The 14,163-nt window shown below is 35.5% G+C and carries 13 protein-coding genes, 1 pseudogene and 1 other annotated feature; of the genes and pseudogenes, 11 read left to right on the top strand and 3 right to left on the bottom strand.

Translation table 11 applies throughout. The features are described 5' to 3' along the window. The first annotated feature begins 7 nt into the window (after nucleotides 1–7). From BUA48_RS05230 to BUA48_RS05205, 6 genes and pseudogenes are all read left to right on the top strand, one after another. Nucleotides 8–2,173: a CD3337/EF1877 family mobilome membrane protein gene (locus BUA48_RS05230; RefSeq protein ID WP_430516984.1), complete on the top strand. Its 2,166-nt coding sequence runs from the start codon at nucleotides 8–10 to the stop codon at nucleotides 2,171–2,173. Continuing rightward, a complete protein-coding gene (locus tag BUA48_RS05225; RefSeq protein ID WP_000769868.1) occupies nucleotides 2,170–3,171 on the top strand; it encodes a bifunctional lytic transglycosylase/C40 family peptidase in 1,002 nt (333 codons plus the stop codon). Before BUA48_RS05230 ends, BUA48_RS05225 begins: the two co-directional genes overlap by 4 nt. Then, a complete protein-coding gene (locus BUA48_RS05220) occupies nucleotides 3,168–4,100 on the top strand; it encodes a conjugal transfer protein (RefSeq protein ID WP_001224318.1) in 933 nt (310 codons plus the stop codon). Before BUA48_RS05225 ends, BUA48_RS05220 begins: the two co-directional genes overlap by 4 nt. 313 nt (nucleotides 4,101–4,413) lie before the next feature. Then, nucleotides 4,414–4,461, top strand: a pseudogene (locus tag BUA48_RS16040) (hypothetical protein); the annotation flags it as partial. Nucleotides 4,462–4,476: 15 nt separating this feature from the next. After that, on the top strand, nucleotides 4,477–6,396 hold the full coding sequence (tet(M), locus tag BUA48_RS05210) for a tetracycline resistance ribosomal protection protein Tet(M) (protein WP_026389858.1): 1,920 nt from the start codon (nucleotides 4,477–4,479) through the stop codon (nucleotides 6,394–6,396). Nucleotides 6,397–6,493: 97 nt separating this feature from the next. Beyond that, on the top strand, nucleotides 6,494–6,682 hold the full coding sequence (locus tag BUA48_RS05205) for a cysteine-rich KTR domain-containing protein (RefSeq protein WP_012962334.1): 189 nt from the start codon (nucleotides 6,494–6,496) through the stop codon (nucleotides 6,680–6,682). A 59-nt stretch (nucleotides 6,683–6,741) separates the two neighbouring features. Here the strand turns inward: BUA48_RS05205 and BUA48_RS05200 are convergent, their stop codons facing one another. After that, entirely contained in the window at nucleotides 6,742–7,095 is a 354-nt protein-coding gene (locus tag BUA48_RS05200; RefSeq protein ID WP_001227347.1) for a helix-turn-helix transcriptional regulator, read from the bottom strand. 504 nt (nucleotides 7,096–7,599) lie between these two features. Between BUA48_RS05200 and BUA48_RS05195 the strand changes: the two genes are divergently transcribed. From BUA48_RS05195 to BUA48_RS05170, 5 genes are all read left to right on the top strand, one after another. Next, complete coding sequence (locus tag BUA48_RS05195; RefSeq protein ID WP_000804885.1) at nucleotides 7,600–8,022, top strand: sigma-70 family RNA polymerase sigma factor; 423 nt, start codon at nucleotides 7,600–7,602, stop codon at nucleotides 8,020–8,022. Next, nucleotides 8,019–8,249 carry a helix-turn-helix domain-containing protein gene (locus tag BUA48_RS05190; RefSeq protein ID WP_000857133.1) on the top strand — a complete coding sequence of 77 codons (231 nt, stop codon included), beginning with the start codon at nucleotides 8,019–8,021 and terminating at the stop codon, nucleotides 8,247–8,249. Before BUA48_RS05195 ends, BUA48_RS05190 begins: the two co-directional genes overlap by 4 nt. A 460-nt stretch (nucleotides 8,250–8,709) precedes the next feature. Next, the gene (locus tag BUA48_RS05180) at nucleotides 8,710–8,913 is read left to right on the top strand and encodes an excisionase (RefSeq protein WP_000814511.1); all 204 of its coding nucleotides are present in this window, start codon (nucleotides 8,710–8,712) and stop codon (nucleotides 8,911–8,913) included. Between the two features lie 81 nt (nucleotides 8,914–8,994). Continuing rightward, nucleotides 8,995–10,212 carry a tyrosine-type recombinase/integrase gene (locus BUA48_RS05175; RefSeq protein WP_001291561.1) on the top strand — a complete coding sequence of 406 codons (1,218 nt, stop codon included), beginning with the start codon at nucleotides 8,995–8,997 and terminating at the stop codon, nucleotides 10,210–10,212. A gap of 199 nt (nucleotides 10,213–10,411) precedes the next feature. After that, nucleotides 10,412–10,635 (bottom strand) — a binding site (T-box leader). 291 nt (nucleotides 10,636–10,926) lie between these two features. Then, nucleotides 10,927–11,880, top strand: coding sequence for a GNAT family N-acetyltransferase (locus BUA48_RS05170; protein WP_072830827.1), 954 nt, complete (start codon nucleotides 10,927–10,929; stop codon nucleotides 11,878–11,880). Nucleotides 11,881–12,142: 262 nt separating this feature from the next. Here BUA48_RS05170 and BUA48_RS05165 read toward each other — a convergent pair whose 3' ends face one another. Both BUA48_RS05165 and BUA48_RS05160 read right to left on the bottom strand, forming a co-directional pair. Continuing rightward, entirely contained in the window at nucleotides 12,143–12,604 is a 462-nt protein-coding gene (locus BUA48_RS05165; RefSeq protein WP_072830824.1) for a hypothetical protein, read from the bottom strand. Between the two features lie 166 nt (nucleotides 12,605–12,770). Beyond that, the gene (locus BUA48_RS05160) at nucleotides 12,771–14,129 is read right to left on the bottom strand and encodes a D-serine ammonia-lyase (RefSeq protein WP_072830822.1); all 1,359 of its coding nucleotides are present in this window, start codon (nucleotides 14,127–14,129) and stop codon (nucleotides 12,771–12,773) included. Between the last annotated feature and the right edge of the window lie 34 nt (nucleotides 14,130–14,163).

Below are 14,163 nucleotides of genomic sequence, written 5' to 3'. Positions count from 1 at the left end.
ACCATCAATAGTAAACAGAATAAAATCAAACTGGACGCTGAAACGTCTAGGTAAAGTGGCAATGACAGTGGCTTTCACACTTGTGATTGCCATTTTTCTTTTAGCCATGCTGGGAACGGTGGTTCAAGCTGCGGGCTTGGTAGATGATACGGTCAATGTGGCAAATGAATACAGCCGATACCCACTTGAAAACTATCAACTGGATTTTTATGTGGATAATAGCTGGGGCTGGCTTCCGTGGAACTGGTCGGACGGGATTGGAAAACAGGTCATGTATGGACTATATGCCATTACCAATTTTATTTGGACAATCAGTTTGTATGTTTCCAATGCGACAGGTTACTTAGTACAGGAAGCCTATTCCTTAGACTTCATTTCCGCTACAGCAGATTCCATTGGTAAGAATATGCAGACCTTAGCTGGTGTGAGTGCAAACGGATTTTCAACAGAGGGTTTCTATGTTGGATTCCTCTTACTCTTGATTTTGGTTCTTGGGGTTTATGTTGCCTATACGGGACTGATAAAGAGAGAAACCACAAAGGCAATTCATGCCATTATGAATTTTGTGCTGGTGTTTATCCTATCGGCTTCCTTTATTGCCTACGCTCCCGACTACATTAAAAAAATCAATGACTTTTCATCAGACATCAGTAATGCCAGTTTATCACTTGGCACGAAGATTGTCATGCCCCATTCCGATAGTCAAGGCAAGGACAGCGTGGACTTAATCAGAGATAGCCTGTTTTCCATACAGGTTCAGCAACCGTGGCTACTGCTTCAATACAACAGTTCAGACATTGAAAGTATCGGTATTGACCGTGTGGAAAGCCTGCTCTCCACCAGCCCAGATTCCAACAATGGCGAAGACAGAGAAAAAATTGTTGCGGAAGAAATTGAAGACAGAAGCAATACCAATCTAACCATTACAAAGACCATTAACCGTTTAGGTACAGTCTTCTTCCTATTTGTCTTCAATATTGGGATTTCCATATTTGTATTCCTATTAACAGGAATCATGATTTTCTCGCAGGTACTTTTTATCATCTATGCTATGTTTCTGCCTGTGAGCTTTATTTTAAGCATGATTCCATCATTTGATGGTATGTCAAAACGAGCCATAACAAAGCTCTTTAATACCATTTTGACACGAGCTGGAATCACATTGATTATTACGACAGCATTTAGTATTTCAACCATGCTCTATACCTTATCGGCTGGTTATCCGTTCTTTTTGATTGCTTTTCTACAGATTGTGACCTTTGCAGGAATCTACTTCAAGCTGGGCGATTTAATGAGTATGTTTTCTCTACAGAGTAACGATTCTCAAAGTGTGGGAAGTCGTGTGATGAGAAAACCTCGTATGCTTATGCACGCTCACATGCACCGTCTACAGCGGAAACTTGGACGTTCCATGACTACTCTAGGGGCTGGGTCTGCCATTGTTACAGGTAAAAAAGGACAGTCGGGTTCGGGGAGTTCTGCAAGGACACAAGCAGATCACTCCCGACCAGACGGAAAGGAAAAATCAACACTTGGAAAACGTATCGGTCAAACCATCGGTACAGTAGCTGATACCAAAGACAGAATGGTAGACACTGCTAGTGGTTTGAAAGAACAGGTTAAAGATTTGCCGACCAATGCAAGATATGCAGTATATCAAGGAAAATCCAAAGTAAAAGAGAATGTCCGTGATTTAACCAGTAGTATTTCTCAAACCAAAGCGGACAGAGCCAGTGGACGCAAGGAACAGCAGGAACAAAGGCGAAAAACCATTGCGAAGCGTCGCTCTGAAATGGAACAGGTCAAACAGAAAAAACAGCCTGCTTCTTCTGTTCATGAAAGACCGACTACAAGACAAGAACAATATCATGATGAACAGACCTCAAAACAGTCTAATATTCAGACTTCATATAAGGAATCTCAACAAGCCAAACAAGAGCGTCCAGCAGTTAAGTCCGATTTTTCAAGTCCAAAAGTGGAACGCCAAGGCAATACCGTTCAAGAAAAAACCGTTCAAAAGCCAGCAACTTCAACCACTACAGCAGATAGAACTTCACAACGTCCAATCACAAAAGAACGTCCGTCTACTGTTCAAAGAGTACCACTACAAAATACAAGAAGTAGACCACCAATCAAAACCGCCACCATTAAGAAAGTCGGTAAGAAACCATGAAGTTGAAAACTTTAGTGATTGGTGGTTCTGGATTATTCTTGATGGTCTTCTCACTGCTTCTGTTTGTTGCCATTTTATTTTCAGATGAACAGGACAGCGGAATTTCCAATATTCATTATGGAGGTGTGAATGTTTCCGCAGAAGTGCTGGCTCATAAGCCTATGGTAGAAAAATATGCCAAAGAATATGGCGTTGAAGAATATGTCAACATACTTCTTGCGATTATACAGGTGGAATCGGGCGGTACTGCGGAAGATGTTATGCAGTCCTCGGAATCCCTCGGTCTTCCACCTAATTCATTGAGTACAGAAGAATCCATTAAGCAAGGTGTGAAGTATTTCAGTGAATTATTAGCCAGTAGCGAAAGGCTCAGTGTAGATTTAGAATCGGTTATCCAGTCCTACAATTATGGTGGTGGTTTCTTAGGGTATGTGGCTAATCGTGGAAATAAATATACCTTTGAACTGGCTCAAAGTTTCTCAAAAGAGTATTCAGGTGGCGAAAAAGTGTCTTACCCCAATCCCATAGCCATACCTATCAATGGGGGCTGGCGATACAACTATGGCAATATGTTTTATGTGCAACTGGTAACGCAGTATCTTGTCACAACAGAGTTTGATGATGATACGGTACAAGCCATCATGGACGAAGCACTGAAATATGAGGGCTGGCGATACGTTTACGGTGGAGCTTCCCCGACTACTTCTTTTGATTGTAGCGGACTGACACAATGGACGTATGGAAAAGCTGGAATTAACTTACCACGAACCGCACAACAGCAATATGATGTGACCCAGCATATCCCACTATCGGAAGCACAAGCTGGCGATTTGGTTTTCTTTCATTCTACCTATAACGCTGGCTCTTATATTACTCATGTTGGGATATACCTTGGCAATAACCGTATGTTTCATGCAGGCGACCCAATCGGTTATGCCGACTTAACAAGCCCCTACTGGCAACAGCATTTAGTGGGAGCAGGACGAATCAAACAATGAGAAAGGAAGATTTAATGATGAAATTTAGAAAAAATCAGAATAAAGAAAAACAGATACCAAAGGAAAAGAAACCTCGTGTCTATAAGGTCAATCCTCATAAAAAGGTTGTGATTGCCTTGTGGGTACTTTTAGGGCTTAGTTTCAGCTTTGCGATATTCAAGCACTTTACAGCTATAGATACTCATACTATTCACGAAACAACTATCATAGAAAAGGAATACGTTGATACTCATCATGTAGAAAATTTTGTAGAGAACTTTGCGAAAGTCTACTATTCATGGGAGCAATCCGATAAGTCCATTGATAATCGAATGGAAAGTCTAAAAGGCTATCTGACAGATGAACTTCAAGCTCTCAATGTTGATACAGTACGCAAAGATATTCCTGTATCGTCTTCTGTAAGAGGATTTCAGATATGGACGGTAGAGCCAACTGGCGACAATGAGTTTAATGTAACCTACAGTGTAGACCAGCTCATTACAGAGGGAGAAAATACAAAGACCGTCCACTCTGCTTATATAGTGAGTGTCTATGTAGATGGTTCTGGAAATATGGTACTGGTTAAGAATCCGACCATTACCAACATACCTAAGAAATCAAGTTATAAACCAAAAGCCATTGAAAGTGAGGGGACGGTTGATTCCATTACAACCAATGAAATCAATGAGTTTTTAACGACGTTCTTCAAGCTCTATCCTACAGCGACAGCCAGTGAACTTTCCTACTATGTGAATGACGGGATATTAAAACCAATCGGAAAAGAGTACATCTTTCAAGAACTGGTAAATCCTATTCACAATCGTAAGGATAATCAAGTCACGGTATCGCTGACAGTGGAGTATATCGACCAGCAGACCAAAGCAACGCAGGTATCTCAATTTGATTTGGTACTTGAAAAGAACGGGAGTAATTGGAAGATTATAGAATAACAAATATTGGTACATTATTACAGCTATTTTGTAATCACGTACTCTCTTTGATAAAAAATTGGAGATTCCTTTACAAATATGCTCTTACGTGCTATTATTTAAGTATCTATTTAAAAGGAGTTAATAAATATGCGGCAAGGTATTCTTAAATAAACTGTCAATTTGATAGTGGGAACAAATAATTGGATGTCCTTTTTTAGGAGGGCTTAGTTTTTTGTACCCAGTTTAAGAATACCTTTATCATGTGATTCTAAAGTATCCGGAGAATATCTGTATGCTTTGTATGCCTATGGTTATGCATAAAAATCCCAGTGATAAGAGTATTTATCACTGGGATTTTTATGCCCTTTTGGGCTTTTGAATGGAGGAAAATCACATGAAAATTATTAATATTGGAGTTTTAGCTCATGTTGATGCGGGAAAAACTACCTTAACAGAAAGCTTATTATATAACAGTGGAGCGATTACAGAATTAGGAAGCGTGGACAGAGGTACAACGAAAACGGATAATACGCTTTTAGAACGTCAGAGAGGAATTACAATTCAGACGGCGATAACCTCTTTTCAGTGGAAAAATACTAAGATGAACATCATAGACACGCCAGGACATATGGATTTTTTAGCAGAAGTATATCGTTCATTATCAGTATTAGATGGGGCAATTCTACTGATTTCTGCAAAAGATGGCGTACAAGCACAAACTCGTATATTGTTTCATGCACTTAGGAAAATAGGTATTCCCACAATCTTTTTTATCAATAAGATTGACCAAAATGGAATTGATTTATCAACGGTTTATCAGGATATTAAAGAGAAACTTTCTGCGGAAATTGTAATCAAACAGAAGGTAGAACTGCATCCTAATATGCGTGTAATGAACTTTACCGAATCTGAACAATGGGATATGGTAATAGAAGGAAATGATTACCTTTTGGAGAAATATACGTCTGGGAAATTATTGGAAGCATTAGAACTCGAACAAGAGGAAAGCATAAGATTTCATAATTGTTCCCTGTTCCCTGTTTATCACGGAAGTGCAAAAAACAATATAGGGATTGATAACCTTATAGAAGTGATTACGAATAAATTTTATTCATCAACACATCGAGGTCAGTCTGAACTTTGCGGAAAAGTTTTCAAAATTGAGTATTCGGAAAAAAGACAGCGTCTTGCATATATACGTCTTTATAGTGGCGTACTGCATTTGCGAGATTCGGTTAGAATATCGGAAAAGGAAAAAATAAAAATTACAGAAATGTATACTTCAATAAATGGTGAATTATGTAAAATCGATAAGGCTTATTCCGGGGAAATTGTTATTTTGCAGAATGAGTTTTTGAAGTTAAATAGTGTTCTTGGAGATACAAAGCTATTGCCACAGAGAGAGAGAATTGAAAATCCCCTCCCTCTGCTGCAAACGACTGTTGAACCGAGCAAACCTCAACAAAGGGAAATGTTACTTGATGCACTTTTAGAAATCTCCGACAGTGACCCGCTTCTGCGATATTATGTGGATTCTGCGACACATGAAATCATACTTTCTTTCTTAGGGAAAGTACAAATGGAAGTGACTTGTGCTCTGCTGCAAGAAAAGTATCATGTGGAGATAGAAATAAAAGAGCCTACAGTCATTTATATGGAAAGACCGTTAAAAAAAGCAGAGTATACCATTCACATCGAAGTTCCACCGAATCCTTTCTGGGCTTCCATTGGTCTATCTGTAGCACAGCTTCCATTAGGGAGCGGAGTACAGTATGAGAGCTCGGTTTCTCTTGGATACTTAAATCAATCGTTTCAAAATGCAGTTATGGAGGGGATACGCTATGGCTGTGAACAAGGATTGTATGGTTGGAATGTGACGGACTGTAAAATCTGTTTTAAGTATGGCTTATACTATAGCCCTGTTAGTACCCCAGCAGATTTTCGGATGCTTGCTCCTATTGTATTGGAACAAGTCTTAAAAAAAGCTGGAACAGAATTGTTAGAGCCATATCTTAGTTTTAAAATTTATGCGCCACAGGAATATCTTTCACGAGCATACAACGATGCTCCTAAATATTGTGCGAACATCGTAGACACTCAATTGAAAAATAATGAGGTCATTCTTAGTGGAGAAATCCCTGCTCGGTGTATTCAAGAATATCGTAGTGATTTAACTTTCTTTACAAATGGACGTAGTGTTTGTTTAACAGAGTTAAAAGGGTACCATGTTACTACCGGTGAACCTGTTTGCCAGCCCCGTCGTCCAAATAGTCGGATAGATAAAGTACGATATATGTTCAATAAAATAACTTAGTGTATTTTATGTTGTTATATAAATATGGTTTCTTGTTAAATAAGATGAAATATTTTTTAATAAAGATTTGAATTAAAGTGTAAAGGAGGAGATAGTTATTATAAACTACAAGTGGATATTGTGTCCTGTATGTGGAAATAAAACACGATTAAAGATAAGGGAAGATACTGAATTAAAAAAATTCCCCCTCTATTGTCCGAAATGCAGACAAGAAAATTTAATTGAAATAAAGCAGTTCAAAGTAACTGTGATTACAGAGCCAGACGCAAAGACGCAGAGCCGATAAAATGAGATTAATACAATCTCATTTTATCGGCTCTTTCCGTTATGTATGGATTCTTTTAATTAGTCTTCGATGTTTCTTGCTTCGTTGATACCGCTGGCTAAAGATTCCATTAAGGATAGTTCTTTGTCTGTAAAGCTATCCATGTATTTCTCTATCTGTAATCGTCGGGTGCTTTTTACCAAGTTATTAGCAGGTAAGAAAAATTCATCAACGGAAACATGAAGTAACGATACAAGGTCATAAAGAACTTGTATGCTGGGGTGTTGCCCTTTATTTTCAATATTAGTTAAGTACCGTGGGTCAATTTCAATCAATGCTCCCACTTGTTCACGAGTTAAACCTCGTTTCAATCGAGCTTCTTTAATGGCTAAACCAAAGGCTCTAAAATCATATTTATCTTCTTTTTTACGCATAGTAGACCACCTCTATACATTTTATTGTTCCTACTGAATTAAAAACAGGTATAGAAAAACGTGTTATATGGTTTATAGGTTTATATTTAATAAAAAGCACTACTAAACGCCAATAAAAAAAACCGTTATATGGTAGTGCTATTTACGCTGTTAAAATATTGTATATTACTTCCAAATGGCGGTTTGTTGGAGGTCAACGTCGCCATGAAGTACATCATATACAATAAATTTCCTTACATTGGGTTCTTGTCAAAAAAAGTCGTCTATCTGCAATAGATAAGTACGTCCACCAATGTGGTTTTATAAATCATATAGATAGAATAACAGAAGCATGTAAACAGAGAAATAAATCTGTTTATATGCTTTTTTGGCTATTCAGAACTTTTTTACAAAGTTTATTTATCAGTAATGCAACAAATCCCCCTTTCACATTGGGACTAAGAGTGAAAGGAGATAAACGAGCAAGGCTCACTTCCTTTCCTAGACAGAAAGGGGGTGAGAAACATGAAACCATCTTCTTTTCAGACCACAATAGAAAATCAGTTTGACTATATCTGTAAACGTGCTATGGAAGACGAGCGAAAGAATTATATGCTTTATCTTTCAAGGATTGCAAAGCGTGAGGTGTCCTTTTCGGATGTTGGCGATTATCTTGTTAGCCAGTTTGCGACAACAGATAACTATTCAACTGACTTTCAGATTTTTACACTCAATGGGTTATCAGTAGGCGTTGAAAATGATTTGTTGAGTGAAGCATTACGTGAGTTGCCAGACAAGAAACGTGAAATTCTACTGCTGTTTTACTTTATGGACATGAGCGATTCAGAAATTGCAGACCTGTTGAAATTGAACCGTTCTACTGTCTATCGGCATAGAACCAGTGGACTAGCCTTAATTAAAAAGTTTATGGAGGAATTTGAAGAATGAAAACACAATATCCTATGATTCCCTTTCCTCTCATTGTAAAGGCAACAGATGGCGATACCGAAGCGATTAACCAGATTCTACATCATTACAGAGGGTACATAACGAAGCGTTCCCTACGACTTATGAAAGATGAATATGGCAATCAAAGTATGGTCGTTGATGAAGTCTTACGTGGAAGAATGGAAACCAGACTGATTACAAAGATTTTGTCATTTGAAATTAAGTAATATCCTCTCTCCTTTCGTGGAAGCGTGCTAAACCATTCCACGCTTCCCGAACAGGGAGGTTTGTTATTCCACCAAAGCATATTGAGCTTTCAATGTGTTTTGATAGGCTAACGAGCCATTGTTCTTTGAAAACTGAATAAAAGTAATCGAATACGTTTCGATAAGAAAAGAGCCAACGGAACTAACCGCCATGACCTATCTTATAAAGATAGCGAGCGATTCATGTTAGTGATCCGAGAAGCAATCTTTAGCAGGATTGCCTGCAACGACATTCTTATCGTGATAATGATACTCCCATACAGTCAATAGTCCGAGCGTGATAAAACCGTCGCAGGCAATGAGTATGGCTACATGAGAACCATGCAGGGGTGGAACTCCCGTGAGCTTTGCTAAAGCTGTTCGATTGCTGGTAAAACAACTTTTATGAAATCCAAATAAGTGATTTGGAAAGGAGGATTTTATGAAGCAGACTGACATTCCTATTTGGGAACGTTATACCCTAACCATTGAAGAAGCGTCAAAATATTTTCGTATTGGCGAAAACAAGCTACGACGCTTGGCAGAGGAAAATAAAAATGCAAATTGGCTGATTATGAATGGCAATCGTATTCAGATTAAACGAAAACAATTTGAAAAAATTATAGATACATTGGACGCAATCTAGCGTCGCCAAAGGGTCTTGTATATGATAAAATAGTATTAAGTCGTATCAAGGCTCTTTCCATAAAGGAAAGGAGCAAATGCCATGTCAGAAAAAAGACGTGACAATAAAGGTCGAATCTTAAAGACTGGAGAGAGCCAACGAAAAGACGGAAGATACTTATACAAATATATAGATTCATTTGGAGAACCGCAATTTGTTTACTCGTGGAAACTTGTGGCTACAGACCGAGTACCAGCAGGAAAGCGTGATTGTATCTCACTTAGAGAGAAAATCGCAGAGTTACAGAAAGACATTCATGATGGTATTGATGTTGTAGGAAAGAAAATGACACTCTGCCAGCTTTACGCAAAACAGAACGCTCAAAGACCAAAGGTTAGAAAAAACACTGAAACTGGACGCAAATATCTTATGGATATTTTGAAGAAAGACAAGTTAGGTGTAAGAAGTATTGACAGTATTAAGCCATCAGACGCTAAAGAATGGGCTATTAGAATGAGTGAAAATGGTTATGCTTATCAAACCATCAATAACTACAAACGTTCTTTAAAGGCTTCATTCTATATTGCTATACAAGATGATTGTGTTCGGAAGAATCCATTTGACTTTCAACTGAAAGCAGTTCTTGATGATGATACTGTCCCTAAGACCGTACTAACAGAAGAACAGGAAGAAAAACTGTTAGCCTTTGCAAAAGCTGATAAAACCTACAGCAAAAATTATGATGAAATTCTGATACTCTTAAAAACAGGTCTTCGTATTTCAGAGTTTGGTGGTTTGACACTTCCAGATTTAGATTTTGAGAATCGTCTTGTCAATATAGACCATCAGCTATTGAGAGATACTGAAATTGGGTACTACATTGAAACACCAAAGACCAAAAGTGGCGAACGTCAAGTTCCTATGGTTGAAGAAGCCTATCAAGCATTTAAGCGAGTGTTAGCGAATCGAAAGAATGATAAGCGTGTTGAGATTGATGGATATAGTGATTTCCTCTTTCTTAATAGAAAGAACTATCCAAAAGTGGCAAGTGATTACAACGGCATGATGAAAGGTCTTGTTAAGAAATACAATAAGTATAACGAGGATAAATTGCCACACATCACTCCACATAGTTTGCGACATACATTCTGTACCAACTATGCAAATGCAGGAATGAATCCAAAGGCATTACAGTACATTATGGGACATGCTAATATAGCCATGACGCTGAACTATTACGCACATGCAACATTCGATTCTGCAATGGCAGAAATGAAACGCTTGAATAAAGAGAAGCAACAGGAGCGTCTTGTTGCTTAGTAGTACAAATGAATTTACTACTTATTTACCACTTCTGACAGCTAAGACATGAGGAAATATGCAAAGAAACGTGAAGTATCTTCCTACAGTAAAAATACTCGAAAGCACATAGAATAAGGCTTTACGAGCATTTAAGAAAATATAAAAAGATAATTAGAAATTTATACTTTGTTTATATAATAAAAAAGCACCACTCCAATTTAGGAGTGAATGCTTATGTTCACGGTACCATCCTAGTTTAATAACGTATTAATACATTATCATCTCAAGTCCCTTTAACGGAGGAAACCCGTCTTATCCTACTATATATTCAAATAAGCATCTCCAGAATGTCTTTCAATATAACTTTTCTCATAGGCTCTCACCAACCCTACTCGCTTTGGATACTTAGTACATATTTACTCTTTCTTTCATAGAATTTAAATTTATTATTACCTAGTATATGCAATAATATTTCTATTGTCAACATTTATTTTAAAATTTCCATTGAATTATAACCCATAAATCCTATATAATGTAACTACATTGATTATAAATAATATTAAATAACAATAAAATTGTTTATAATTAATGATATTACTACACAACATGTGTTTTAATAAATCTTAAATACAGAAAGGATGATGTATTATGATGAAAAAAGACTTTTTTGTAACCATTGGGTGGAGGGAAGAAATTAAGTAACCCTCCTATATTAGAATCAGGAGGAATGAAATGAACTTAAAAAAAGCAGAGGCAAAATATATAGATCAAGCTGTTGAGTTGGCAATAAGAGAATATAAAAATGAATGTAGCAATAATAATCAATTACTAGTTGCAGATTACAAAAATACACTAAAGGATTTAATCTCTAATATATTTAATAGCAAGTATGGATTAGTAGCAATAGAAGATGAACAACTTGTAGGATATTTAATCTTTTGGGGTGGAATTGAAGATCATTTTGGAAATGTAAAAGGGGCATTTTCCCCATTATTCGGAAGTGCTTTTTCAGGAAAATGCAGAAAAAAAACAGCTACCCTATTATTTCAAAGTCTATCAGAAATAATGATTAAAGATAAAATATTTAGTTTTGCAATCTGTAAATATGCACATGATAAAGAGATTGCAGAATCTTTAGTATTGAATGGTTTTGGTATCCGATGCAGTGATGCAATAAGAAGCCTAGATAATATAGCTGAATTGAATATGGATACTAGGTGTAGATATGAAGAAATCAATTATCAAGAGGCGACTATCTTATTAGATTTTAAAAATAAACTTCTTAAGCATCTGAATGATAATCCTATATGTCTTCCATATGTACAATTCACAAATGAACAGTTTTCAGAGTTATGCAATAAAGAAAAAAATAGGTTTTTTGTTGCATATGTTATGGATAAACCTATTGGATATATTGAAATAAGTGAAGGAGCCGAAACATTTATTTCAGAGAATTCTAAAATGCTCAACATATGTGGTGCATTTATTGATTATGACTATCGAAATGGTTCCATAGCAAAGGAACTCTTAGGATACACTATGAAAAAACTAGCAAATGAAGGTGTTAAGTATTTAGGTGTCGATTATGAAACATTGAATCCCACTGCTCTTGGATTTTGGACAAAATACTTTAAATCTTATACTTATAGTTTTATTAGAAGAATTGATGAAAGAGCTTTAGACTAAATATACTAAACACAATATAAATACGCATTATGTAACTATATTTCTTTAAGGTATAACATTTTTAATATTATAGAACCTAAAAGTGGACACCTTAATTGTCCACTTTTAGCTTATTTATTTATAAACATAACTTTTTTAAAAATGATTTTTTTAAAATATATAAGTTCTAATAAATATTCTACATTACTAATAATGGTTATATTTATTATATAATGAATGTTACCTCTAAATATAAGAAAGATTGTTTATTAGAATATATATGCTACCTTTTTTGTAATTGTTCCATAACTTTTTTAATATCAAATTCCTTATTTTGAACTTTATAATACTGTTCTCTATAACCAGGATATTTCTTAAAACCCATTATATTACCTTTATAAAAGTTAAGAGTAAAAACTGGTTTAGTATATTGTATTTTTTTATCTTCTTCGTAGGTTGCAATAAAAGTAATGCTATACTTAAACTTATTGCTAGACTTTATAGCTTTCTTAACTGATAAATCATCAATTATATGAACTAACTTATCTATATCGCCAACATCAGTATCATCAAGCCAACCTAAATCACCATCTAAATCTAAAGTTTCTAATTGTACATATTCGTAGTCATAGTTATTTTTTGAAATTAAATTATTTGATTTGAAAATATATGGATTAGCAATCACTAATACTATAGTTATTATAATAATTATACCTATTACCCAAATGACTCTTTTCTTACTCATAGGTTCCCCCTTATAATATAGCTATAACATTTGATAGAAAACTTAGTATTTTATACGAAAATACTAAGTTTCAAGTCTACTTCTCTTAAAGATTGGGTATATTTTACTATTTATTTAATTTATAAGCAATTGATATATTGATTTTCTTATGTTAAAGTCTATTTTCTTAAAGTAGGGCTATTCCCTTATTGTAATATTCTTTCATAATATCTTTAGGTACCATACTGCCTCCTGTTGCCCAAGCAATATGTGTTATATTATTAAGTTTATCTTCAAGTCCTTGATCTTCTAAATATTTTTTTCCTTCTTCTGAAGTAAGTAGGTTTACTATGCCTGGTAAACCTGCTAGTGCTGAAGGTTCCAAAAATATATTTTCACTATCTCCCATTTTACTTAATAACCTATACATATTCTCATCAGTGACTGTATAACATCCACTAAGTAATTTCTCTAGGGTTTTTCCAACAAAACCTGAAGCTCTACCAACTGCCAAGCCATCAGCATCTGTTAAATTATCTATCCCAAAGTCTTGAACAGATACCTTATCATGCTGCTGAGTCATACACCCTAGTGTCATACATGGAGAATGAGTAGGTTCTGCAAAGAAAAAATGTACATTATCTCTGTATAACATTTTAAGACCAAAGGCAACTCCTCCTGGCCCTCCTCCAACTCCACATGGTAAATATACAAACAATAGATTTTTTGAATCTACCTTTATTCCCATAGAGCTTAATTGTTTATCTAACCTCTTTGCTGCTACTGAATACCCTAAAAATAAATTTTTAGAATTTTCATCATCTACAAAATAGCTATTTGGATCTGCTTCTGATTGTTTTCTCCCTTCCTCCACAGCCTTGCTATAATCTGATTCATACTCTATAACTTCTACACCTTTACTTCTTAATAAATCCTTTTTCCATTGCCTTGCATCAGCTGACATATGAACAGTAACTTTAAATCCTAACTTTGCACTCATTATTCCTATACTCAATCCCAAATTACCCGTTGATCCAACAACAACAGAATATTCCCCGAAAAATTTTCTTGCTGTATCACTATCCAATTTTTCATAATTATCATCTAGGTGAAGAATATTATGTTCTAAAGCTAAATCTTCAGCGTGCTTTAAAACTTCATAAATTCCCCCTCTTGCTTTTATGGAGCCTGAGACCTTTAGATGACTATCGCACTTTAATAAAACCTTTCCATAAATCTTACATGCATACATATTTTCTAATTCTTTTTTCATATTATTTATTTCAACTATAGGAGATTCTATGATTCCATTTTCAGCTTTAGTTTCTGGAAATACTTTAGCTATATAGGGTGCAAATCTTTCTAATCTTCTTTCAGCATCTATTATATCCTCTTGTGAAATACTAATCTTATCAACAGCTTCTTTAAAGCTACTATACTTAGGATTTATCCATAAAACCTCTTGTAAATCTATCATCTCTTTTAACAAGGGATATTCTTTAGTCCAAGTTGATATTTTTTTATTTAACACTAATGACTCACTCATAATTTATCTTTAGTGACAAAGCATATATACTATA

It is taken from the genome of Clostridium collagenovorans DSM 3089, assembly GCF_900130005.1.
Classification (GTDB): Bacteria; Bacillota; Clostridia; order Clostridiales; family Clostridiaceae; genus Clostridium_D; species Clostridium_D collagenovorans.
The sequence above is the reverse complement of the archived record's forward strand: the minus strand, read 5'-3'. Positions and strand labels throughout refer to the sequence as shown.